Source organism: Hymenobacter sp. HD11105 (assembly GCF_054051685.1).
Genome location: NZ_JBSWBR010000005.1, coordinates 117,231 through 139,998, shown reverse-complemented (window position 1 = coordinate 139,998; position 22,768 = coordinate 117,231). Strand labels below are relative to the sequence as shown.

The window sequence follows — 22,768 nt, the reverse complement described above, 5'->3', positions numbered from 1 at the left end:
AATGATTGCTTCTTTTCATAAGGTTATTGGGGTGCTGGCTACAGCTTTACTACTGGCGTTTGCTGTAGCTGAACCAGTGTTGGCACAAACGCCGGCGCCAGCAGCTGAGCCTCAGCGGTATGAGTTGGGGGGCATTACAATTAGTGGGGCCCGCTACCTCGATGCGAATACCCTAATTGGAATTACAGGTCTCAAAGTAGGTGACCCGATAAGTATTCCGGGGGAGGAAATTGGTAAAGCTATTCGGCGTCTTTGGGAGCAGGGTATTCTCGGCGATGTGAGCGTATCTATTGCGCGCATCGATGGGCAGCGCATTTTCTTGGATTTCTTTCTGAGTGAGCGTCCTCGCTTATCCAAGTTTGATTTTGTAGGCATTAAAAAAGGTCAAGCCGACGAATTAAAGGATAAGATCAAGCTGATCCGTGGTAAGGTTGTTACCGATGCGTTGCTGAATAATACCCGAACTCAAGTTCGTAAGTACTTCACTAACAAGGGCTACCTCGACGCCAAAGTAAATATCACGCAAGTTCCTGACTCGAGCTTATCGAATAGCGTAGTGCTGAAGATAAAGGTCGACCGTGGTAATAAAATTCGCATTCGTGATATCGTCTTCGAGGGTAATGAAGCGTTTAAAGACGGTAAGCTGCAAGGCAAGCTAAAAAAGACGAAGGCCAAGAAGCCCTATAAATTGCTCACTTCTGGAAAGTTTCAGCGTGCTGAATACGAAGAGGACAAGGTTAAACTGCTGGACTTCTACAACGCTGAAGGTTACCGTGACGCTGTTATTCTCTCCGATACCCTAATTCGGCGGGAGGATGGATTGGCCCTGATAATTCGTGTTGATGAAGGCCCAAAGTACTACTTCCGCAATATCACTTGGAGTGGCAACTACCTCTATGATGACAAAACGCTTGCTTCGGTATTAGGCATCAAAAAGGGCAGCGTATATAATAAAGAGGAGCTAGAAAAGCGCATTAGCTACAACCCTACGGGGCAAGATGTGCAGTCGCTTTACATGAATGATGGCTACCTGTTCTTCAACATTGATGCAGTAGAGACGAAGATCGAAGGCGACTCGATTGATTTGCAGATGCGCATCAGCGAAGGAGTGCAGGCTCGTATCAAAGAAGTAAACATTGCAGGCAACACCAAAACCAGCGACCATGTACTGCGTCGTGAGTTGCGTACTCTGCCCGGTGATAAGTTTAACCGCGAATTGCTTATTCGTTCCCAACGAGAGATATCTACGCTGGGCTATTTTGACCCTGAAAAAATCGGCATTAACCCAGTACCTAACCCTGCTGAGGGTACAGTAGATATCAACTATACAGTAGTAGAGAAGCCTTCCGACCAAATTACACTCTCGGGTGGCTGGGGTGGTTTTGCCGGCTTTATTGGTACAGTAGGATTAGTTTTCAATAACTTCTCGCTACGCAAAGCCGGTGATTTCAGCAATTGGAAGCCCGTGCCAGCCGGCGATGGTCAGCGTTTGGCGCTGAACGTTCAGGCCAATGGCTTGCAATATCAAGCGTATTCTTTTTCCTTCACCGAGCCCTGGCTGGGCGGCAGAAAGCGGAACTCGCTAACATTCAGCCTGAATAAGAGCATCCAGCGTATAGGCCAGGCCCTCGATGCGAATAACGACCGTTTTATTAAGGTGAACAGTGCTTCCATCGGTTTGGGCCGCCAGTTGCGCTTCCCCGATGACTATTTCACGCTTACCAATTCGCTGTCGGTTAGCCAATACAAGCTGAATCAATATCCAGCATTTGGTACGGACTTCTTCCCGAACGGTACTGGTAACGCGAATAACATTACACTGAATACCACTTTATCGCGCAATAGCATCGACAACCCTACTTACACGCGGCGCGGTTCGTCGTTGTCGCTAAGCGTAAACCTGACGCCTCCTTACTCGGTATTCAATGGGTCACATCCATCAGTAAATGAGTGGGTAGAATTCCACAAATGGATGTTTGATGCTTCCTGGTTTACGCCTATTGTAGGTAAACTAGTACTGAATTCGCGCGCTCACTTTGGCTATATCGGCTCTTATAGCGCAAACCGGCAGATAGGACCTTTTGAGCGCTTTAAGATGGGTGGCGCTGGTTTGGGTTTTGGCGGAGCCCAAAATTTCATAGTTGGCACCGAGTTTATTGGCTTGCGCGGCTATGGCGACCCAGGCGATGCCACTGCTATTCCGACCGCGCGTCAGGCCTCCAGCGGGGGTGTAGCCTACAATAAATTTGTAATGGAGATGCGTTATCCAGTATCACTCAATCCAGCGGCTACTGTTTACGTGTTGAGCTTTGCTGAGGCTGGCAACTCGTTTGATCAATACACTAACTATAACCCCTACAAGCTGTACCGTTCGGTGGGTGTGGGCGCCCGCATCTTTATGTCGGCATTTGGTTTGCTGGGCTTTGATTACGGTATCCCACTGGATACGGTACCTGGCCAGACCAAAAAGGAAGGTATTTTTCACTTTATCATCGGCCAGCAGATTCGCTAATTCGGCTAGCTGAGTGGCCAGGGTTATTAAGTCTTCACCATGAAAAAGCTACTTTCTCTTTTTGCTATTGCTTTGGTGGGGCTACTGACAGCCTCTACAGTTCAGGCGCAGAAATTCGGGTATGTAGACTCCGAGTTTGTGATGGGTAAAATGCCATCTTATGCTGCTGCTCAACAGGAGTTAAATACGTTGTCTAGTAACTGGCAAAGGGATATTGAAAATCAAAAGAAAGATCTTGATAAGCTATATCGCACTTATCAAGCAGAAGAAGTGTTACTAACAGAGGCTGCAAAAAAGAAGCGGCAAGACGAGATTCTAAAGAAAGAACAGGATATAAAGGCTTATCAGAATAAGATCTTTGGCTTTGAGGGACAATTGTTCAAGAAGCGTCAAGAACTGACTAAGCCAATTCAGGATCAAGTGTTTGAAGCTATCGAACGGGTAGCTAAGAAGAAACAGCTAGCTATTGTGTTTGATAAAGCGGGTGACTTGACCATGCTTTATACGAACCCAGTACATGACTACACTGAATTTGTACTGGAAGAACTAGGTCTGGCTTCGGAGGAAACCAACCAGCCAGGCAAGAAAGGAACAGTGCAAACTGTACAAACGCCTACTACGCCAGCCGATGGCACAGATTCAGAGGCCCCTACCACGGCTCCTACAACCCGGCCGGCACCTCGTACTCGGCAACCAACTCAACCGGTGAACCGAAAGAACTAACTTTGACTTTTTAACTTGCAACTTCCCATTTAATGACCACCATGAACAAGATTCGCCTTGCTTTGGCTGCGGCCGCCCTCACTTTCACCACTACGACGGCTACGCTGGCTCAGGCTCCGCTGAAAATCGGATACACTAGCGTGGATTACGTGCTCAGCCAGATGCCCGAAAGCAAGCGTATTGAGTCTGATCTGAAAGCTTATAGCACGCAATTAGAAGCTCAGCTCAAGAGCAAGATTTCTGACTATCAGACCAAAGCAGAGGCCTACCAGAAAGGTGCTTCTACCATGACCGATGTGGTGCGCGCTGACAAGGAAAAAGAGTTGACTGGCCTACAGGGCTCCATTCAGGAATTTCAGCGCAGTGCTGACAATTCGCTTCAGCAAAAGCAGCAAACTCTGTTGAAGCCCGCACTAGATAAGTTGCAGAAGACTATTGATGAAGTAGCCAAAGAAAACGGCTATACCTATGTGCTGAACTCGGATGGTGCCAGTCCAGTGCTATTGCATGGCCCTAAGGAAGGCGATATTTCAGACTTGATTCTGAAGAAAATGGGTGTAACACCTGGTGCCGCTCAGGCCGCTCCTGCGGCCGCCCCAGCTGCTACTCCAGCAAAGCCTGCCGCTGCTCCAGCTAGTGGTACTGCTAAGAAGGGTAAGAAGAACTAGTATCACCTTACTTATTAGTTTTGAAAGCCGGGACTCTATGTTCCGGCTTTCTTGTTTTTAAGAGCTTGTAGCTACGTGCTTTTTAGTTAATAACTTATGCAAACAGAAAATTTGCCCCCCAATGATTTGGCCGATGAAGAACTGGGTGAGGGAGGCGACGAACTATATGAACACCACCGCATTCAGGTAGATAGGGGGCAAGAATTGCTGCGCCTAGATAAGTTTCTGCTGAACCGCTTGTCGCATACTTCGCGCACGAAGATTCAGAACGCTATTCTAGCCGAAGCAGTGCAGGTAAATGAGAAGGTAGTCAAGGCGAGCTACCGTATCAAGCCACACGATATTATCACTATCACGCTGCCCGAGCCACCGCGTGAGTTTAAGGTAATACCCGAGCCGATGGAACTGGATATTCCTTACGAGGATGAGGCCTTGCTGCTTGTAAATAAGCCTGCTGGTTTGGTAGTACATCCCGCATATGGCAACTGGAACGGTACATTGGTAAATGGCCTAGCACATCATCTTCAAAACCTGCCTACTGGCCGTAATGGCGAGATACGCCCAGGCTTGGTGCACCGCATTGATAAGGACACTTCCGGGTTGCTCGTGATAGGCAAATCGGAGTGGGCTATGACTCACCTCTCGCAGCAGTTCTTCCATCATACCATTGAGCGCACGTACTTGGCCTTAGTTTGGGGAATCCCGAAGGAGAAGGAAGGAACTATACGAGGCCACGTAGGCCGCAGCCTAAAAGATCGAAAGGTGCAGTCGGTCTACCCCGATGGCGAGCAAGGAAAGCCTGCTGTCACGCACTACAAGGTTCTGAAAACGTATCGGCACGTAGCGCTGCTACAATGCAACCTCGAAACGGGGCGTACTCACCAAATTCGGGTGCATATGAAGCATATTGGTCATCCTCTCTTTTCCGATGCTACCTATGGCGGTGATAAGATCTTATATGGACAGCGTACCGGCGCCTATAAAGCTTTTGTAGAAAAAGCTTTTGCGCTGATGCCGCGCCAAGCTTTGCACGCGAAGTCTTTGGGCTTCGAGCATCCGGATACCGGGCAGCACTTACACTTCGAAGCAGATTTGCCTCCCGACTTCACTGCTGCCTTAGAAAAGTGGGAAAAGTATGCTTCTGATGAGCTAGTGTAAATTTTAGTCAGCATCAAACACAAAAAAGCCCCCCAGCCTAGGCTGGGGGGCTTTTTTGTGGCAGTGCAAGAATATTACTTCTTAGCAGTTTTGCGCTTGGTGATTTCGCTGACAGCCGTAGAAGCTTGCGAATCGGAAGGATCCAAGGCGAGTACTTCTTGCCAATAAGGCAGCGAAGTAGCTTTGTCACCCTTCTGGTAATAGTAGTAGCCCAAATATTTGTTGGCTTCTACCAGACCCTCTTTGTACTTAGCAGGATCGTTGGCTTTAGCTACCTCAATAAACTTTTCATAATGAGGTTTTGCGGTACCCTGCTTGGAATCAGGATCGAGACCGAAATTGGCACGAGCACGCATTAAGTATACAGGCACGTACGAAGGGCGAGCCGTAGCTACAGCGCTATATAATTTATCAGCTTCAGCGAACTGCTTGTTCTGCTCATAAGCACGAGCCAGATAAATCTGGTCAGCTAGCTCAGGCTTGTCGCCTTGCGATGCAATTTTGGCCTGATACGTAGCAATAGCTTTCGCGTAATCTTTCTTAGCTAAGTAAGCCTGAGCTAAGTCGTTCTGTAGGTCGCCAGCTTTGTCGGGATTAGCCTGAATAGCTTTCTCAATGATGGCAACACCTTCATCCGTACGACCAGCGCCCATCAGCATTTTGCCATAGTACACGTTATCCTCAGGGATAATCTTGTTGGCTGGTACCATCTTCATGTACTTGTCCATAGCAGCCAAGGCTTGCTCGTTCTGCTTGTTCTCGTAGAGCGAATAAGCCAACAGACGGTTCATGGTCAGGTTGTTCGGGTCGGCCTGCAACACATTTTGAATCTCCGTCAGAGCCTCTGGATACTTACCTGTTAGGAATAAGAAAGAAGCGTACTTGGCGTTGGTGCTGGGAGTCTTCTCAGCAATTGCCATGTACTTCTGGAAAGTAGATAGGGCTAAATCGTACTGCTTGGCGAAGTAGTACATCTCAGCCAAATCGCGATAGGCTGGGGCAAAGTTTGGATCAATGCTGATAGCCTTCTCGAAGGAAGTGCGAGCCTCGTTGAAGTTGCGCGAACGCACATACAACTGGCCTTTGCGATAGTTAGCTACTACCGAGTTTGGATCGACGATCAAAGCCCGGTCATAGCTGCCCATTGCTTCACCACCACCCGTCTCCGACTTTTGGTAAATGTCACCACGAGCAATCATTAGCCCTAGGTCATCCTTGCCTTTGTTGGCTTCTTGTGCAGCGGTCAGGTAGCTAAGAGCCTTCTTGTTGTCCTTTATATCGGACTCAGCATAGGCTTGAGCAATCATCTTTAGCGTATTGAACGCCTCCTTTTTCTTGGTGGCTTTCACTGCCTGATCAAACTGATTAGCAGCCTCCGTTTCATTGCCTTTAGCTAAGGCAGCGCGGCCAGCAGCCACCAGCGACATCGGAGATTCTTTGTTCGGAGTAATCTTGCTAAAGTAGAATGCAGCGGAATCAGGCATTTCCCGCATTTGATACAGGCGGCCCAACTCATACATCACCTCAGGAGATTGACCTTGACGAACTAGCGCGGCACGAGCCTCGCTGTAGCGCTCCAGTTCGAGCGACTTTTGGGCGGTCTGCACGCTCTGAGCAAATGCGGCAGAGCCAGAAACCGACAAGGCAACGAGGAGCGAAAGCTTCCAGGGCTTGGAGTTCATGAGCAAAAGGGTTAGTGAAGTAGTGTGGAAATGAGGGGAAAACTTACTGAGCTGAAGTCGTTACGATGCGTGTTTGGCCAGTGGCTGGCAACAAGCCCGACTTAAGAATTATCAACTGGCCCTTAGTGCCAGCTACAAATGAGGCAAATCCGCTAGCTATTCCCGTACGGGCTTCGCGGTTAATAACATACAATTCTCGACGCAAAGGATACGTTTTGAGCGCAAGGTAAGCTTGGTAAGGCTGCAAGTAGTCGTCGGGGCTTTTTGGGTTATCGAGGGCACTAATACCCACGACACGCACTTTGCGCAAAAAGCTTTGTACTGCCGCATCATCACGGTCGCTGATCCAGTTGGCACCTACCACGCCGATTGCGTCTGGATGCGTAGCAACGTAATCTAATAGTTCCGGGTTCGATTTTGCCGCGAACACGCGCTTGGTTAAAGGGGTTCCCAGCGTTACTGAGTCTTGAATGTAGCGCGTTGTGCTAGAACGGTTGGCGTCAAATACTACGTCAATTTCGCCCAAGCCTTTCTTGCCGCTCACCTGTGACCACCGCTCATTCTGCCCGGTAAAAATACTGCGCAGTTGCTTCATGGTAAGCAAAGAGTCAGAATTGCTAGGATGTACAATAATCGCAAGACCATCGGTAGCAATCATCGTGACACGCGGACTAATGGTCTGCTGCTTGAAAGTGGCTTGCTCCGCCGCCGTTAAAGGCCGCGACACAATCACCGCTCTCACCTTATTAGTAAGCAGATCCTGCATCACAGCTTCCTCCGGCTTATACTCAGCCATTACCGTAGCCGACTGATACAGCTTCTGAAAAGTATCTACCTGCGACCGCACAATAGGCTCGAAGGTCTCGTCTACGCTGATACTCAGACGACCGCTGGTAGGGGTGTCACGGTCGCCAGGACTACCTTGGTTACATCCCGTGATAAATAAGCCGGCCAGCACCAGAGTGAAACCAGCTCCTCGAAGGCTAGCGCGCAGAAATGTCATGGGGCTTCTTGAAATATTGTTGATAGGTACGAACCAGTCGGATAAGGCCGTAGAGAACAAAAACGCCCCCCAGCGCCCGCTGCACCGTTGGTGAGAGGGAAAGAACATCAGGGGAAGTGAAAAAAAGGAAAATACCCAGGCCAATATAAACGACGGCCATGAATAAGGAAAAGTAGCGTACCACAGTTTGCATGCTACGCTTACCTACACGTTCTTCCGTAGTCGGTCGGTTCAGCATATATCTATTTCGAAAAGTGTCCTACATTACTAGTATAAGGCCTTAACGTATAAATGTAGGTAGATTGTTCGCTATTGAGTTCGAAAATATATATAGCGCCGGATATTTCGAAGGAATACCTAAAACAAGACCCAAAGGGCAAACTACCCCTTGGGTCTTGTTTTTAGCCCTCCTTTTAATGATTATCAAACAACTAGCATTCGCTGTTTGCCTAATAGTATTCAGTAAGTCAACTTACTGATATTGAAAAGTAATAGGCATGGTATAGCGTACAGCTACTGGATGCTGGTTCTGCTTGCCGGGCGTCCAAGCAGGCATCTTGCTTACCACCCGTACAGCTTCCTCATCAGTGCCATAGCCTAAGCCTTTTATTACTGTTACATCGGTAATAGTGCCGTCAGCATTAACGGTGAAGGAAATATAGACGCGCCCAGAAATAGCGGCACTTGCTGCCCGGCTAGGAAAGCGCAAATTCCGCTGCATATAGCGCTGCAAAGCTTCAGGGCCACCAACGAATTCAGGCATTACTTCGGCGTGAAAAAAAGGCTTGGTCGGCAACGCTGCCGTCTTGCCCGAGTCGGTGCCCGACACAGTCGTAGTCAAATCTGTATTAGTGCTAGTGATTGCATCGGGGCCGAGAATAGCATCCGGAGGAGTGATATCAGCCAACGGATCATTAGTTGCTACAGGAGGCTGAGTGACTAGCTCATCCTTCTTCACTGTTGGAATCACCTCCGCTGGATTGAGCTTCACAACAACATCAGGTGCTGGAGGCTTAACGGCAGGTACTACCAGCTCAGCGGGCTTGGGGGGCAAAATTTTAAAGTCTTCTAACTTAATTTCCCTGTGAGTAGTCGGCAACATCTCCACTATTACTACTGGAGAAAAATAACGCAATACTGTTGGAATACTAAGCAATATCATGGAAAAGGCCAGCGAGGCAGCTACTGCAATAGCTAGGTGCTGGTTGTAGAGGCGGCGCAGCAAATAGGCTCCGTATGCTTTGTTGCGGCCCTCGAAGATGATATCATCAAGGGTGGCGGTGAGGAGATTGAGGGTTTTCATGGGTTGTATAGGCTAAAGGTGAAAGGAGGCCGCAACGCGCATTACCCAAGCCATATACTATCTCTATATCACACCGCTTCCGCTCTGGCTTTCAAACACGGAACGCACTATACATTTTGGTTAGTATGCATGACGATTAAATTATTTCTAAATAAAAAACCCAAGCAACAAAAGGCTGCTTGGGTTTTTTATTTAGAAATAGAAGCTACTTACTTGATAGCGAAAGTAACTGGAACCGTAAAGGATACACTTACTGCGCGACCATTTTGCTTACCAGGAGCAAAGCGAGGTAGGGTTTTCACGGCACGAATCGTTTCCTCATCGCAGCCAGCCCCAATACCCTTCGTGATTTTCACATCTGTTACCTCACCTTGTGGGTTTACAGTAAAGTTTACGAAAACCTTGCCTTCTACTTGGTTACGCAGTGCTAACGCTGGGTATTTGATGGCTTTTTGAATAGCGCCAACAATAGCGTCATTACCTCCGGGGAATTGCGGCATTTGCTCTACGTAGGTGTATACTTTCGTATCTACTACTTCGGCTACTGCAGCATTTCCTTCACCCTCTAAACCGCTCAGGTCAATATTATCTGTATTGCCTTTTACAGTCTCAGTGGCTACTACCTTATCCTTCAACTCATCCTGATCCGGAATTTTCTCCTCTTTAACTACCTCATTGTCCTTTTTAACAACAGGGGGAGTAAACTTAATCGTGGAGAGCTTAGGTGGCGGTGGCGGTGGTGCCGCGGGTGGTGGTGGCGGTGGCGGTGGCGGTGGTGCCTTGTCCAGAGGCGGTGCTTCCATTAGCTCATTAACCTTCAAGTTCTTGGTGTCAACTACTTCTACCTTTTCCTCGAACATACGAGCAATAATAGGGAAGCTGACAAAGATTGAAAAGATAGCGACGCCAATAAGAAGAGCACGGGTCAAATGCTTGTTATACAAGCGGCGGAGCACAAAGGCTCCATAGGCCTTGTTGCGACCTTCGAAAATAATATCATCGAAGGAAGCACGGGCCAGTTGCGTGTTATCCATCATAGCCCTGAAGTGGTTATAAGTGCGGTATCAGCTGGCGCGATGTCAACCAGCGCGTATTTCTTCTGGTTGGTAATGTTCATCTCATCCAAGATGTCAACCATGTTCCGATACACTGACTTACGTGCTGGTTTGATCAGCACTACAGTCTCAGGATTAGCTCGCATACGCTGAAGTAAAGCCTGACGAATTCCGGTGGCTGAATAATTAGTGACTTTCAATTCAGGCTTAACCTCATTGGTTATCATGCCTTCATAGTAGTACACTTTATTAGCCTCGCCCAGAATTATGTGAAAAGCATTGGACTCTTTAAGCTCCATCTGCTTATCCTCCGGTTTCGGCTTCACGGGCATCGTCACGGCCATTACGTTCGGCTTATTGAACGTCGTCGTCAGCATGAAGAAGGTGAGCAGAAGGAAAGCCAAGTCAACCATGGGAGTCATGTCGATTTTAGTCGACATTTTCTTGGCCCGCTTCTTCCCGCCTTTACCCCCGCCGGAGTCGGCTTGTTGTTGTATTTCTGCCATTTCGCTACGGGCGGTTAGTTTCCAGCTGCCAACTTGGGTTTCATCTCCAAGTCAGTAATCAGGTTGAAGCGATTGATATTCTTATCCTGCATGTATTGGATAAGTTTGCGAACCGTCGGTACATCAGCGTTACCATCACCTTTTATAGCGATATAAGCTGGCTTTTTGAACAGCTCCCGGTTAGCAGCTTGTCCTTGTACCACCCAATCAATAAACTGATTGTTTGTTGAGTCAATCGGAATTCCGGGCTGTTGGATACCCTTCATTTCCTCCTTGCTACGGTCCAGAAGTGAGCCTAGCTGTTGGATTGGAACTCCGAAGCTAGTCATTTGGCCAAAGCGCTTCTTTTGCTGAGGAGTAAAGGAAACACCATACTTGGCGCCTACTTTTTCCAACATCAGCACTTTAGCTGGCTCACTATCAAGAGCAAAATAGGTCTTGCCATCCTTATCAACCGAGATAGTAATCAGGTTGGTTTCGGGTAGCTTAAGATCTGAGGTCGAGGATGGTGTATCCACCATAACTACTTCCTCAGGGGCAAACTTGGTGGTGAGCATAAAGAATGTCACCAGCAGGAATGCCAGGTCCACCATCGGGGTCATATCCAACGAAGGGGACGTTCTATGCGGCTTTACTTTAGGCATTTCTGGCTTGGTTAGTTTGTATTCAGAAACGTTGGAAGCCTAGGCTTTAGTGCGTTAACCGCAACTTATACCGTTTGAGTTTCCTTTTCGCCGTGTTGAGCGGCAAACGTCTGAATGATGCTGAAGCCAGCCTCGTCGATGCTGTACGTCAGCTCGTCAATCTTGCTAGTAAAGTAGTTGTAGGCAATGATGGCCAATGCAGAGCCCAAGATACCCAGAGCCGTGTTGATCAGAGCTTCCGAGATACCGTTTGCGAGTGCTGTCGCATCTGGGTTACCAGCTTGTGCCAGAGCCGCGAAGGCCTTGATCATACCTGCTACCGTACCCAACAGACCTACCAGTGTAGCGATAGAGGCAATGGTAGAAATGATAACCAAGTTCTTTTCCAGCATTGGCAATTCCAGAGCCGTTGACTCTTCAATCTCCTTCTGGATCGATAGGATCTTTTGGTCTTTGTCAAGGCCACGCTCACGAGACATCTCCTGGTATTTCAACAGACCAGACTTTACCACGTTAGCTACAGAGCCTTTCTGCTGGTCGCAGACGGCAATCGCACCTACGATGTCATTTACATTCAGCTTCTGGCGGATTGAGCGCACGAAGCTCTCAATGCTCTTGCTGCCTTTTGCTTTGCCGATAGTCAGGAAGCGCTCAATCGAGAAAGTGAGAACTAGCAAAACCAGCGTTAGCAGGATAGGCACTACGAAGCCACCTTTGTACACGATGCCGAGGTAATTACCTTCGATAGGGTGATTCTCGTTGTTACCTCCTTGAAAGTTGGCTCCGTTGCCAAAGACAAACAGGTAGATGAGAATCGATACTAAAAGTGCCAACGGAATTACGATGGCGGCGAACGCTGATCCGCCCTTCGCTTCTTCCTTAGGAGCAGCGGTAGCGGCAGGCCGCACGTTCTTGTTCATGGCATTCTTCTGTTCCATTGTGCCGGAGAATTAGGGGGTTGGTAGTGAAAGGTTGAAGAGGTAAAGGAAAAAATTGAATGGGTATTTGGTGAAAAAAAGAATAGCCCAAAGACGGCGGCGGCCCCGCTCACCCGCATATTTAGCCCCAATAACGGGAATAAAATATGGGTCTGCTCGTGCGCGGGGCCTGGTTTCGTAATAGGTCTATGCTTGGCAAACCTAAATAAAAACCAGCGTGCCGCCAAATGAAATATGGGTTTAAACGGTTTAAAACGGTGTGCAGCTTAAAAAAAAGCTATTTCTCACCACTACGTGAAGCAACTAAAGAAGGTAAACTTTTGGCTCTTTCCCAGTACGTGTCCATTTCAGCTAGGGTTAAATCGGCGAGTCGATGCCCATCACGTGCGGCCTCAGTTTCAAGATACTGAAAGCGCTGAATAAACTTACGGTTAGTACGTTCCAGCGCTTCTTCAGGATTAATACCCGCAAAGCGAGCAAAATTCACTAGCGAGAATAATAAATCGCCAAACTCGGCAGTAGCGCGCTCCGAATTTATTTCGCTGGCATCTTGGGGGGCAAATTCGGCCCCGAATTCATTTAATTCTTCCTGTACTTTTTCCCATACCTGAGTAGGCTCTTCCCAATCAAAGCCGGCACCGCGGGCTTTTTCCTGAATACGCATAGCTTTTACTAGCGCAGGCAGCGATACAGGTACGCCGCCAAGTACTGAGGTATTGCCTTTTTCTTTCAGTTTTAATTGCTCCCAATTACGCTTTACATCCTCCTCATCGGCAACCTGTGTGTCGCCATAAATATGAGGATGACGAAAAATTAACTTGTCACACTGCGCATTCAGTACATCAGCAATATCATAGCGGCCACTTTCGGACGCTATTTTCGAATAAAAGACCAAATGCAAAAACACATCTCCAAGTTCCTTTTTCACGTCAGCTAAGTCATCACGCAGGATGGCATCGGAGAGTTCGTACGTCTCCTCAATAGTGAGGTGACGCAAGGTTTGCATAGTCTGCTTACGGTCCCAGGGGCACTCGGCGCGCAAGCGGTCGAGCACATCCAATAAACGATTAAAAGCAGCTAGTTGCTCGGGGCGGCGGGAAGGCGAAGACTGTTCCATTTAGTCAAATATACGCCAGCTTTATACGTAGTGAAACCTCCTTGCAGGTAAATAGATCTAATTATAAATCAATATAAGGCAATAAAGAATTGAAATTTGCCACGCTTGCCAAATCACTTTCGTAAGGAAAGCAGGCGCGTTTGCCTACTTTTGCGATTCAAAATAATCATTACTTGTGGCACTGATAAAATCAATTTCTGGTATCCGGGGCACTATCGGGGGTGAAACTGGACAGGGTCTCACGCCCATCGACGTAGTAAAATACGCCGCTGCTTTTGGGACGTGGGTTCTGAACACCACTCAAAATAACACTATCATCATTGGCCGAGATGCGCGCATCTCGGGTGAAATGGTAAGCAAGCTAGTTGCGGCCACGCTGCAAGGATTAGGCATTAACGTAGTTGACTTAGGCCTGAGCACGACACCTACGGTTGAGCTCGCTGTACCAGCAAAAAAAGCCGGTGGTGGCATTATTCTTACTGCCTCACACAATCCTAAGCAGTGGAATGCGCTGAAGCTGTTGAACGATAAGGGGGAATTTATTTCTGATCAAGATGGTCAACAGGTTCTCGCTTTAGCTGATGCTGAGCAGTTCAACTTTGCACCCGTAAATAAGCTGGGCCAGTACAGCGTTGATAGTACTTTCCTCAAAAAGCACGTGAAAGCCGTGTTAGCACTGCCCCTGGTAGATGCGGAGGCTATTCGGGCCAAGAATTTTAGGGTAGTAATTGACTGCGTTAACTCTACCGGTGGTTTGGCAGTGCCACTGTTATTGGAAGCTTTAGGAGTTGAGAAGATAGAGCGACTACACTGCGAGCCTACCGGTGACTTCGCTCACAACCCGGAGCCTCTGCCCGAAAACCTACGCGATATTGCACGAGTGCTCGAGAAAGGTAGCTATGATCTAGGTATCGTCGTGGATCCTGATGTAGATCGGTTAGCGTTGGTGTGCGAAAACGGTGAAATGTTCGGCGAAGAATACACACTGGTAGCCGTAGCCGATTATGTGCTGAAGCAGAACGGCGGCGGTAACACCGTCAGCAACTTGAGTAGTACTCGGGCCCTGCGCGATGTAACCGAGCGCCTGGGGGGCAATTATGCCGCCGCTGCCGTTGGGGAAGTGAACGTAGTTACCATGATGAAGGAAACCAACGCCATTATCGGTGGTGAAGGCAATGGGGGCATCATCTTCCCCGAGTTGCACTATGGCCGCGACGCGTTGGTTGGTATTGCTTTGTTTCTGACGCACTTAGCCAAATCAGGGCTAACGATGACGCGTATGCGTGCCTCTTATCCCAACTACCACATCTCCAAAAACAAGATCGAGCTAACGCCTGACATCAACACTGACCAAATACTAGCGCAGGTGCAGAAGCGCTATGCCAAGCAGCCTATTAACACCATTGATGGCGTTAAAATCGAGTTTGATAAAGAGTGGGTACACTTGCGTAAGTCGAATACAGAACCTATTATTCGCATCTACGCTGAGTCGGACTCCAACGCTACAGCCGATCATTTGGCCAATAAAATCATTGGGGATATAAAAGAGATTATTTCAACCAAAGGGTAGAATCAGAGCAGCCTATAGAGCGCGTAAAGGCACTGTGTAGGTACAGACTTTACGCGAGTCTGCTGCGAACCTCCGTGTCACTTCTAAGCGCCTATGTCTCCACAAGCCGTTTATTTCGATAACGCCGCCACTACGCCCCTTGATCCGGAGGTGCTGGAAGCTATGCTGCCTTTTTTGCAAAATCACTTTGGCAACCCAAGCAGCATACATGGCCACGGCCGACAGGTACGTGCTGCTATCGAAAATGCGCGCAAGACAATAGCTCATTTGATTAATGCGGCGCCCGCTGAAATTTCCTTCACCTCAGGCGGTACGGAGGCTGACAACTACGCGGCTTTCGGCAGCATTCGCACCTTGGGTCTGCGCCATGCAATCACCTCCCCGCTAGAGCACCATGCGGTGCTCCACACGTTGCAAGCACTGGAAAAATCCGGCGATATTAAGCTAAGCTACCTGCGCCACGATGACCGGGGCTGTCTCGATCTGGGGCATTTAGCCGAACTACTGGCCACGCAGCCGCGCTCTTTTGTAAGCCTGATGCACGCCAACAATGAGATTGGCAACCTCAACGATGTACAGGCTATTGCCAATTTGTGTCAACAGCACGATGCCATATTCCATACGGATACCGTGCAAACTATGGGTCACTATCGGCATGACGTGCAGCAGTTGAAAACGCACTTTCTGGTTGGTTCAGCTCATAAGTTTCACGGACCAAAGGGCGTAGGTTTTCTTTACACCCGCTCGGGTACGCAGGTTACACCACTGATTCATGGTGGGTCACAGGAGCGCAACGTGCGCGCTGGCACCGAGAATGTGTACGGCATTGTAGGCTTAGCTAAAGCCTTGGAAATTGCTTACCGCGATATGGCTGCCCATCAGCGGCACATTCAGGGCCTGAAAGATCAGTTCATTACTTCCCTAAAGGCAGAAATAGAAGATGTACAGTTCAATGGCACATCGGCTGAGGCGGACGAGAGCTTGTACACGGTGCTAAATGTAAGCCTGCCGCCCTCGGATATGAATGAGATGTTGCTTTTTAACCTCGACATCAACCGGGTATCTGTATCGGGTGGGTCGGCGTGTACGAGTGGTGCTAATGCAGGTTCCCATGTGCTTAGTGCCCTCAACTGTGATCCTAATCGTGGCGCTATTCGCTTTTCAATGAGCAAATACAACACGAGCGAAGAAGTAGAGTATGCTGTAGCTCAACTGGCTAAAATGTATCGGAAGGTAACAGCGTAACTAGTTGTTATTTAATAGCACAGAAAAAGCCCCCCAGAGATTATCTGGGGGGCTTTTTCTGTGATTCATAAGCTTACAAGATGACCACTAACGTATAAAGTACATACGCTGCCAGAGCAGGTAAGTACCCATTTTGGCCGCTGTCCGTACTGCTTTCCACAGACTCGTTTTATCCTGCATCATGGCCGAAATTAATATTCAACGCAAAAAGAGTTCGTTTAGCCCGTGGCTGCTGATTCTCCTGGTGCTGGCTGCACTGGCAGTAGGAGCCTATTTTCTGCTGCGCGCCGATTCTGACCCCGCGGTACAGGCTCCTCCGGCTACGGAAGCAGTTACACCAGGAGCAGATACTGAGGCCGAGATCCAGGCCCGCGCAACAGTTCCGCCCGCCGACGGGACGTCTACCCAGGCCGTAACTGCTATGGCTGCTGAGGAAACCCCCGTATCGGCCGAGGAGCTGGCTCGCTTTGCCACCGACGAGGACGATACACCCGACTACGGACGCAGGGGGCTACAACTGCTCAGCGCCACCTTAGTAGATCTCGCCGACCGCGACGATCTGCGCAGCGACAGCAACATCATCGAGAAGCGAAATGATTTGACTAGCGCTACCAGCCGCTTAACCGAAGGAGCCGGCATTCGACCCGGCTTGGTAGCTGCGGTGGCACTTATGCAAGCCATACAACAAAAAGCATATCCTGCCCTGGCGCGTCCGGTTACCGATTTGGCTCAGCGCGCCGATGAGCTACCAAATCAAGTGACGCCGGCTGATGCAACCCAATTGCGAGAATTTTTTGTGCGCGCCGCTGATGTAGTCGGCACATTAAGTAAACCTGCGGCGTAAGCGCCAAGAAATTTCCGGTTGCATAAGCCTACCTCAGGCTTGTTTACCCTTTCAAAAATCCTTCCTACACGCTTTTCAAGAATGGAACCTACCGCTACACCTATTCCACCTGCAGAGGGGATGCACTTGCGTCGTCTGCGTGACTTAACTGACTTTGAGGTAGCTGATGGAAGCCCCGACGTGCGCGGCTGGAGCGTACGCGGAGCCGAAGGCCAGAAATTTGGCGAGGTTTCGGAACTGATAGTGGAGGAGGAAGCCCTAAAAGTGCGCTACCTCGACATCGAACTCGATAGCAGTTTGCGCGCCAACAAACACGAACGCCATATTCTGTTGCCAATTGGAGTCGCTGCCTTGGATGAGGAAGGCGACAACGTGTTTGTGCCAGCTCTTACTCTAGAAACGGTAGCTGAGTACCCGCCTTATTCCGAAATTCAAATTAGCCGCGACTATGAAGAGGCTATGTTACGGGCCTTGAGGCTACCATTACCAGCGGCTGGCTCCGGTAACTTTTACAATCAGCCTTCTTACGATGAGCAACATTTCTATCAAAACCGTCGACCGGCTGAGCTAGGCGCTTTCCGCCGACGCGACCAAGGCGGTAACGCACTCTAATAGCGGTTACGGGGGATTTTTGGCAGAAGTGACGCTACTACATAAAGACCTTGCGCAGCGTCCAGAGGCTCCAGATAATAACCATCAGGCCCACGCCCACAAGCATCCAGCGCACGGGCAGGCGCCCGGCCAGACGGGCAGCTAAAGGGGCCGCTACTACGCCGCCCACAATCAGCCCCACTACCACCTGCCAATAGGAAAACCCAAGGGTAGCAAAGAAGGTGAGGGCGCTGGCGAAGGTGACAAAGAACTCCGTTAGGCTCACCGAGCCGATGACGTACTGGGGCGTGCGACCCCGCATCAACAGGGTGCTGGTAACCAGCGGCCCCCAGCCCCCACCGCCAAACGAGTCTAAAAAGCCCCCTGCACCCGCCAGCCAGCCAATATGGCGCACCGGGCGGGATGGACCCAACTTTTGAAACGCTTGGCGCAGGATGCGAAGGCCTAAAAGCAGCAGATAGACCGCCAGCGTCGGCTTCACCCATGCGGCATAATGCTCTCCGAAGTAAGAAAGCAGCAAGGCACCACTAATTGCGCCCAGCACCCCCGGCACCAACAACGCCCGAAACAAGCGCCGGTTGACGTTACCGAGTCGGTAATGGCTGTACCCCGAGGCGCCGCTGGCGAACATCTCGGCCGTATGAATACTAGCGCTGACTGCTGCTGGCGACATATTCAGCGACATCAGGCTAATAGCCGTGACCACGCCGTAGCCCATGCCAAGCAGCCCGTCAATAAGCTGCGCCACAAACCCAATGGCAATAAATAAATAGAAGGTTTCGGCATTGCTGGCTGCCTCCCATATCTCTGGCCAAGAGAAGTAAAACAGGAGAACATTCATGCCCGTTAAAATTCCAAAGGCAACTAGCATCCCGGTAATAATGCGGCGTTTTCGTCTTTCTACTGTTGGTTTAGTAAGCCCAAGAGTACCCATAGGGTGAAGGGAATTATCGAGTAGAAATAATAACGGCGCCGAAATCTGTTACCGTAAACAAACGAGGGTTGGTATGTTCGATTTAGTCCGCTACTTCGGTGCTGCCCAATTGTTCATTTACCAAAGCTGGGGGGCAAATTCAACCAAGAAACCCCAAAGCAAAGTAGCTGGCTTAGCTTTAAATGCAATTGGGTATTCTGGCTACAGAAGAGAAGCTCTTCAATAACATTGACAGCGCACAGCCATACAAGCGCCCATAATGCAGGCTTATTGCTGTGGCAAACGTCAAGCGGTGGTATAGAAAGCACTGCTGTTCAAGGGGCTTTTCACTGTTACCTGTTTTGTATGGTCAGGATTTCACACCGTTTCAGCAAAGCTGGGGGTTGCCGACGTTTCGTCGAGTCGGTCTCTCTATGCCTTTTAAGAGAAAACAACCCTTTGATGGGAAAGAGCTGGTTTATTAAAGGTAAAGGCCTGGCGAAGAAAACCGCAAATAAAACCCTCTGCCTTGCAATGTGATGCAGAACAGAGGGTTGTAATGGGTGCTGATTAGTCTGTTAGTTCTCCCGAATCATATCAACTACAGCTTCGACCCACAGCGGATGCGTATTAAGCGAGGGCACTAGCTGCCAATGCTCTCCGCCGGCTTCTTCAAACAGCTCTTTAAATTCTTCGCCTACTTCAATCGTGGTTTCGAGGCAGTCGGCTACGAAAGCGGGACTAAAGGCCAACACATTTTTGATGCCTTTGGCCGGCATTGGCTTTAGAATTTCGTCGGTATAAGGCTGGAGCCACGGGTCGCGGAGGCGGCTCTGCAAACGGCTTTGGAACGCAACAGTGTATTGATCAGGGCTCAGACCCAACCCGGCTGCCACCAAGCGCGACGTAGCAAAGCACTGGGCACGGTAGCAGTAGCGGTTATTCTTGTTGTAAGTATTGCAGCATTTGCCAAGCTGGCAGTAGCCTTTGAAACTACCCTTGAGCACGTGGCGCTCCGGGATGCCGTGGTAGCTGAATACAATGTGGTCGTAGTCATGCTTGGCCATTTCGGCCTTGCCCAAGGCTACGATAGTGTCAATAAACCCTTGATTATCAGCAAAAGAGCTGATAAAGCTGATGCTAGGTACCACCCACCATTTCTTGACCAAGTCCATCACCTTTTCCTGTACCGAGCCGGTACTGGCCGAAGCGTACTGAGGAAACAGTGGCAGCACAATAATGCGGTCAACGGCGGCATCGCGCAGTTCTTCTAGGGCTTTCTCAATACTTGGGTTTTGGTAGCGCATCCCGAAGGCCACTACATATTGCGAGCCCAACTTTTCCTGCACTAGCTTCTGCAAATCGAGGCCGTGGAAGAGAAGGGGCGAGCCCCGCTCGGTCCAGAGCTGCTGGTAGATTTTGGCTGACTTAGGCGCCCTCAGCGGCACTACAAGTCCCTGAAACAAGGGGTAGCGTACGGCTGCTGGCATATCTACCACGCGGCCATCAGTAAGAAATTCGTTGAGGTAACGACGCACATCGCTGGTTTGGGGCGAATCGGGCGTGCCGAGGTTGACGAGTAGAACGCCAATACGGCGCTGGGGGGCATTTTCAGGCATAGAGTAGTACAAAGCGTCGGACGCAATACAAAGGTAGAGCACCAATGGTTTGCGCCGGATAACAGTAAACAGAATAGAAATTGATTCTTATTAAGAGAAAGCTACTGACTTGCTTATAGTTTCTAACTTATAGGGCACCACGGTGACCTCGTTGTAAAATCGTACCTTTGCAGCCTCATTTTCAGCACCATCACCGTGAATCTCGAACCTAAACCGCACCGCGCCGGCTTTGTAAGCATTATTGGTAAGCCCAATGTGGGCAAGTCCACGCTTATGAACGTGCTCGTGGGCGAGCGGCTCAGCATTATTACGAGCAAAGCCCAAACCACGCGCCACCGCATCATGGGCATTCTGAACGGCGACGATTTTCAGCTCGTCTATTCGGATACGCCTGGCATTATTCAGCCCAAATACGAGCTGCACAATGCTATGATGAGCTTTGTGTACTCGTCGCTCGAAGATGCCGACGTGATTCTGTTTGTTACCGATATTTACGAAAAGCACGACGAGGAGCCCGTAGTAGAGCGCCTGCGCCGCGCCGAAACGCCGGTTATTGTCTTGGTTAACAAGATTGACCAAGCTGAGCAAGCGGAGGTGGAAGCCAAACTGGCTTACTGGCGCGAGCAGCTGCCCAATGCCGCTGAAGTATTAGCTATATCAGCATTGAATGCTTTAGGCACCGAGCGTGTTCTGGAGCTGGTATTGGAACGCTTACCCGAGCACCCTCCGTATTATCCCAAAGACGAGCTCACCGATAAGCCCGAGCGGTTTTTTGCCGCCGAAATGATTCGGGAGAAGATTTTTAAGCTTTACAAGAAAGAAGTGCCTTACAGCTGCGAAGTCGGCGTGGAGGAGTTCAAGGAAGACGATAAAATCATTCGCATTCGGGCCACTATTTATGTGGAGCGGGCAAGTCAGAAGGGCATCATCATCGGCCACAAGGGCGAGGCTTTGAAAAAAGTAGGCACTTGGGCGCGAGAAGAAATGGAGAAGTTCTTCGGCAAACAGGTGTTTCTAGAAACTCACGTAAAAGTCAACGAAAACTGGCGCACCGACCCGAAAGCGTTGAGCCGGTTTGGTTATCAATAAAAGTGAGTTTGTGGAATGGTGAAGTTGCTGTTAGATGGGCGCAAGCCGCACTTTTAGAATAGCAACTGCATCATTTCACAAACTCATCACTTTCCGACCATCTTTCATTTAATTAACCCCGGGCACTGCCAGACGTAGGTCGGACTGGCGGCTGGGGCCTCGTATCATGAAAAATACCATCGCTATTGTGGGGCGGCCCAACGTGGGCAAATCCACACTTTTCAACCGCTTAGTTGGCCAGCGTAAGGCCATCATGGACAACGAAAGCGGCGTAACCCGCGACCGGCATTATGGCTACGGCGACTGGACCGGGAAGTATTACACTGTTATCGACACGGGCGGCTACGTGCACGGCTCCGACGATGTATTTGAAGAAGAAATCCGCAAGCAGGTAAAGCTGGCCATCGACGAAGCCGACGTGGTTTTGTTTATGGTAGACGTAGACTCCGGTCTGCACGGCCTAGACGAGGAATTCGCTAACGTGCTGCGTCGCTATCAGGGCAAAAAGCCAATCTATCTGGTTGCTAATAAAGCTGATACCAACGCCCGTGCTCACGCAGCGGGTGAGTTTTATGCCTTAGGTGTAGGCGACGGCGACATCTTCACCATTTCCAGTCAAAATGGCTCCGGCACCGGCGACTTGCTCGATGCCGTGGTTAGTCACTTCGACGACCCATGGGAGGAAGAGCCTGACTCTGGTTTGCCGAAAATTGCGGTGCTGGGGAGGCCCAACGTGGGCAAGTCCAGCTTGTTCAACTTGCTGCTCGGTGAGGAGCGGACCATCGTGACGGACATTGCCGGCACGACCCGCGACGCTATTCAAACACGCTATAACGCCTTCGGCAACGAATTTATCTTGGTAGATACGGCCGGTTTGCGCCGTAAAAACAAAGTGCACGAAGACATTGAGTTCTACTCCGTGCTGCGCTCTATTCGGGCCATGGAAGAATCCGACGTGTGCATCGTGATGCTCGACGCTACTCGTGGCATTGAGGCCCAGGATGTAAACATCATTGGTCTAGCTGACCGCAACCGCAAGGGCATCGTGATTGTGGTGAATAAGTGGGACCTGATCGAGGACAAGCAGACCAACACGATAAAAGAGTTTGAGGAGCAGATTCGGGAGAAAATTGCCCCTATCAGCTATCCGCCGATCATCTTCACCTCAGTACTCACCAAGCAGCGCGTGCACAAGGCCATCGAAACGGCAGTGCAGGTCTATCAGAACAAGACGAAAAAGGTGCCGACTTCTCAGTTGAACGAAGTAATGCTTCGGGAGATTGAGGCTCACCAGCCGCCGTCGGTGAAAGGCAAGATGGTACGCATTAAATACGTAACCCAACTGCCCACGCACAACCCGGTATTCGCCTTCTTCTGCAATCTGCCGCAGTACGTGAAAGAAAGCTACACGCGCTACCTAGAAAACCGTTTGCGCGAGCATTTTGACTTTACCGGCGTACCAATCGGGATTATTTTCCGCAAAAAGTAAAGCTTGTCAAAACAATTTGCTTCGTAGGCAAACTTATAAAAAAGCCCCCCAGAGCTATTCTGGGGGGCTTTTTAATTG

General features: G+C 49.6%; 21 protein-coding genes. 10 read left to right on the top strand and 11 right to left on the bottom strand.

Features of this window, described 5'->3' with window-relative positions:
- Window position 1 precedes the first annotated feature (1 nt).
- The 4 genes from bamA to ACW9KT_RS16275 all read left to right on the top strand — a co-directional run bounded on the left by bamA (window position 2) and on the right by ACW9KT_RS16275 (window position 5,061).
- Entirely contained in the window at window positions 2-2,512 is a 2,511-nt protein-coding gene (gene bamA / locus ACW9KT_RS16290) for an outer membrane protein assembly factor BamA (RefSeq protein ID WP_457082275.1), read from the top strand.
- 39 nt (window positions 2,513-2,551) lie between these two features.
- Window positions 2,552-3,235, top strand: a complete 684-nt coding sequence (locus ACW9KT_RS16285) for an OmpH family outer membrane protein (RefSeq protein WP_457082273.1) — start codon at window positions 2,552-2,554, stop codon at window positions 3,233-3,235.
- A gap of 41 nt (window positions 3,236-3,276) precedes the next feature.
- Entirely contained in the window at window positions 3,277-3,903 is a 627-nt protein-coding gene (locus ACW9KT_RS16280) for an OmpH family outer membrane protein (protein ID WP_457082272.1), read from the top strand.
- A 96-nt stretch (window positions 3,904-3,999) separates the two neighbouring features.
- Window positions 4,000-5,061 (top strand): RluA family pseudouridine synthase, encoded by a 1,062-nt coding sequence (locus ACW9KT_RS16275; protein WP_457082270.1) that lies wholly within the window; start codon window positions 4,000-4,002, stop codon window positions 5,059-5,061.
- A 74-nt stretch (window positions 5,062-5,135) separates the two neighbouring features.
- Here ACW9KT_RS16275 and ACW9KT_RS16270 read toward each other — a convergent pair whose 3' ends face one another.
- The 9 genes from ACW9KT_RS16270 to mazG form a co-directional block, all read right to left on the bottom strand.
- A complete protein-coding gene (locus tag ACW9KT_RS16270; protein WP_457082268.1) occupies window positions 5,136-6,743 on the bottom strand; it encodes a tetratricopeptide repeat protein in 1,608 nt (535 codons plus the stop codon).
- 43 nt (window positions 6,744-6,786) lie between these two features.
- Window positions 6,787-7,746 (bottom strand): PstS family phosphate ABC transporter substrate-binding protein, encoded by a 960-nt coding sequence (locus tag ACW9KT_RS16265; protein ID WP_457082266.1) that lies wholly within the window; start codon window positions 7,744-7,746, stop codon window positions 6,787-6,789.
- Window positions 7,727-7,906 carry a hypothetical protein gene (locus ACW9KT_RS16260; protein WP_457082264.1) on the bottom strand — a complete coding sequence of 60 codons (180 nt, stop codon included), beginning with the start codon at window positions 7,904-7,906 and terminating at the stop codon, window positions 7,727-7,729. Before ACW9KT_RS16260 ends, ACW9KT_RS16265 begins: the two co-directional genes overlap by 20 nt.
- Window positions 7,907-8,218: 312 nt before the next feature.
- Window positions 8,219-9,049 (bottom strand): energy transducer TonB, encoded by an 831-nt coding sequence (locus tag ACW9KT_RS16255; RefSeq protein ID WP_457082262.1) that lies wholly within the window; start codon window positions 9,047-9,049, stop codon window positions 8,219-8,221.
- 209 nt (window positions 9,050-9,258) lie between these two features.
- Window positions 9,259-10,086 carry an energy transducer TonB gene (locus ACW9KT_RS16250; RefSeq protein WP_457082260.1) on the bottom strand — a complete coding sequence of 276 codons (828 nt, stop codon included), beginning with the start codon at window positions 10,084-10,086 and terminating at the stop codon, window positions 9,259-9,261.
- Window positions 10,083-10,610 (bottom strand): ExbD/TolR family protein, encoded by a 528-nt coding sequence (locus tag ACW9KT_RS16245; RefSeq protein ID WP_457082258.1) that lies wholly within the window; start codon window positions 10,608-10,610, stop codon window positions 10,083-10,085. The genes ACW9KT_RS16250 and ACW9KT_RS16245 overlap by 4 nt, the downstream gene beginning before the upstream one ends.
- 14 nt (window positions 10,611-10,624) lie before the next feature.
- Window positions 10,625-11,254 (bottom strand): ExbD/TolR family protein, encoded by a 630-nt coding sequence (locus ACW9KT_RS16240; RefSeq protein ID WP_457082256.1) that lies wholly within the window; start codon window positions 11,252-11,254, stop codon window positions 10,625-10,627.
- Between the two features lie 65 nt (window positions 11,255-11,319).
- Window positions 11,320-12,192, bottom strand: coding sequence for a MotA/TolQ/ExbB proton channel family protein (locus ACW9KT_RS16235; RefSeq protein ID WP_457082254.1), 873 nt, complete (start codon window positions 12,190-12,192; stop codon window positions 11,320-11,322).
- Between the two features lie 277 nt (window positions 12,193-12,469).
- A complete protein-coding gene (gene mazG / locus ACW9KT_RS16230) occupies window positions 12,470-13,309 on the bottom strand; it encodes a nucleoside triphosphate pyrophosphohydrolase (RefSeq protein ID WP_457082252.1) in 840 nt (279 codons plus the stop codon).
- A 175-nt stretch (window positions 13,310-13,484) separates the two neighbouring features.
- Between mazG and glmM the strand changes: the two genes are divergently transcribed.
- The 4 genes from glmM to ACW9KT_RS16210 all read left to right on the top strand — a co-directional run bounded on the left by glmM (window position 13,485) and on the right by ACW9KT_RS16210 (window position 17,580).
- Window positions 13,485-14,879: a phosphoglucosamine mutase gene (gene glmM, locus ACW9KT_RS16225; protein WP_457082250.1), complete on the top strand. Its 1,395-nt coding sequence runs from the start codon at window positions 13,485-13,487 to the stop codon at window positions 14,877-14,879.
- A 93-nt stretch (window positions 14,880-14,972) separates the two neighbouring features.
- Entirely contained in the window at window positions 14,973-16,124 is a 1,152-nt protein-coding gene (locus tag ACW9KT_RS16220; protein ID WP_457082248.1) for a cysteine desulfurase family protein, read from the top strand.
- Between the two features lie 181 nt (window positions 16,125-16,305).
- The gene (locus tag ACW9KT_RS16215) at window positions 16,306-16,968 is read left to right on the top strand and encodes a hypothetical protein (protein ID WP_457082246.1); all 663 of its coding nucleotides are present in this window, start codon (window positions 16,306-16,308) and stop codon (window positions 16,966-16,968) included.
- 81 nt (window positions 16,969-17,049) lie between these two features.
- Entirely contained in the window at window positions 17,050-17,580 is a 531-nt protein-coding gene (locus ACW9KT_RS16210; RefSeq protein WP_457082244.1) for a PRC-barrel domain-containing protein, read from the top strand.
- Window positions 17,581-17,617: 37 nt separating this feature from the next.
- On the opposite strand, the gene ACW9KT_RS16205 is transcribed toward ACW9KT_RS16210, so the two are convergent.
- Together ACW9KT_RS16205 and hemH are read right to left on the bottom strand one after the other, a co-directional pair.
- Window positions 17,618-18,421: a sulfite exporter TauE/SafE family protein gene (locus tag ACW9KT_RS16205; protein WP_457082242.1), complete on the bottom strand. Its 804-nt coding sequence runs from the start codon at window positions 18,419-18,421 to the stop codon at window positions 17,618-17,620.
- A gap of 650 nt (window positions 18,422-19,071) precedes the next feature.
- Window positions 19,072-20,112, bottom strand: coding sequence for a ferrochelatase (gene hemH, locus ACW9KT_RS16200; RefSeq protein WP_457082240.1), 1,041 nt, complete (start codon window positions 20,110-20,112; stop codon window positions 19,072-19,074).
- 195 nt (window positions 20,113-20,307) lie between these two features.
- Here hemH and era point away from each other — a divergent pair, with 195 nt between their 5' ends.
- Both era and der read left to right on the top strand, forming a co-directional pair.
- Entirely contained in the window at window positions 20,308-21,201 is an 894-nt protein-coding gene (gene era, locus ACW9KT_RS16195; protein ID WP_457082238.1) for a GTPase Era, read from the top strand.
- Window positions 21,202-21,367: 166 nt separating this feature from the next.
- On the top strand, window positions 21,368-22,690 hold the full coding sequence (gene der / locus ACW9KT_RS16190; RefSeq protein ID WP_457082236.1) for a ribosome biogenesis GTPase Der: 1,323 nt from the start codon (window positions 21,368-21,370) through the stop codon (window positions 22,688-22,690).
- The last annotated feature ends 78 nt before the right edge of the window (window positions 22,691-22,768 follow it).

Bases quoted from the DNA above. Each gene is read 5' to 3' on its own strand.
- ACW9KT_RS16245 (WP_457082258.1), bottom strand. From the start codon at position 10,610: ATGGCAGAAATACAACAACAAGCCGACTCCGGCGGGGGTAAAGGCGGG.
- ACW9KT_RS16260 (WP_457082264.1), bottom strand. From the start codon at position 7,906: ATGGCCGTCGTTTATATTGGCCTGGGTATTTTCCTTTTTTTCACTTCC.
- mazG (WP_457082252.1), bottom strand. From the start codon at position 13,309: ATGGAACAGTCTTCGCCTTCCCGCCGCCCCGAGCAACTAGCTGCTTTT.
- ACW9KT_RS16215 (WP_457082246.1), top strand. From the start codon at position 16,306: ATGGCCGAAATTAATATTCAACGCAAAAAGAGTTCGTTTAGCCCGTGG.
- ACW9KT_RS16285 (WP_457082273.1), top strand. From the start codon at position 2,552: ATGAAAAAGCTACTTTCTCTTTTTGCTATTGCTTTGGTGGGGCTACTG.
- ACW9KT_RS16235 (WP_457082254.1), bottom strand. From the start codon at position 12,192: ATGGAACAGAAGAATGCCATGAACAAGAACGTGCGGCCTGCCGCTACC.
- ACW9KT_RS16270 (WP_457082268.1), bottom strand. From the start codon at position 6,743: ATGAACTCCAAGCCCTGGAAGCTTTCGCTCCTCGTTGCCTTGTCGGTT.
- ACW9KT_RS16220 (WP_457082248.1), top strand. From the start codon at position 14,973: ATGTCTCCACAAGCCGTTTATTTCGATAACGCCGCCACTACGCCCCTT.
- ACW9KT_RS16210 (WP_457082244.1), top strand. From the start codon at position 17,050: ATGGAACCTACCGCTACACCTATTCCACCTGCAGAGGGGATGCACTTG.
- ACW9KT_RS16255 (WP_457082262.1), bottom strand. From the start codon at position 9,049: ATGAAAACCCTCAATCTCCTCACCGCCACCCTTGATGATATCATCTTC.
- ACW9KT_RS16280 (WP_457082272.1), top strand. From the start codon at position 3,277: ATGAACAAGATTCGCCTTGCTTTGGCTGCGGCCGCCCTCACTTTCACC.
- ACW9KT_RS16205 (WP_457082242.1), bottom strand. From the start codon at position 18,421: ATGAATGTTCTCCTGTTTTACTTCTCTTGGCCAGAGATATGGGAGGCA.
- hemH (WP_457082240.1), bottom strand. From the start codon at position 20,112: ATGCCTGAAAATGCCCCCCAGCGCCGTATTGGCGTTCTACTCGTCAAC.
- ACW9KT_RS16265 (WP_457082266.1), bottom strand. From the start codon at position 7,746: ATGACATTTCTGCGCGCTAGCCTTCGAGGAGCTGGTTTCACTCTGGTG.
- bamA (WP_457082275.1), top strand. From the start codon at position 2: ATGATTGCTTCTTTTCATAAGGTTATTGGGGTGCTGGCTACAGCTTTA.
- der (WP_457082236.1), top strand. From the start codon at position 21,368: ATGAAAAATACCATCGCTATTGTGGGGCGGCCCAACGTGGGCAAATCC.
- ACW9KT_RS16240 (WP_457082256.1), bottom strand. From the start codon at position 11,254: ATGCCTAAAGTAAAGCCGCATAGAACGTCCCCTTCGTTGGATATGACC.
- ACW9KT_RS16250 (WP_457082260.1), bottom strand. From the start codon at position 10,086: ATGATGGATAACACGCAACTGGCCCGTGCTTCCTTCGATGATATTATT.
- ACW9KT_RS16275 (WP_457082270.1), top strand. From the start codon at position 4,000: ATGCAAACAGAAAATTTGCCCCCCAATGATTTGGCCGATGAAGAACTG.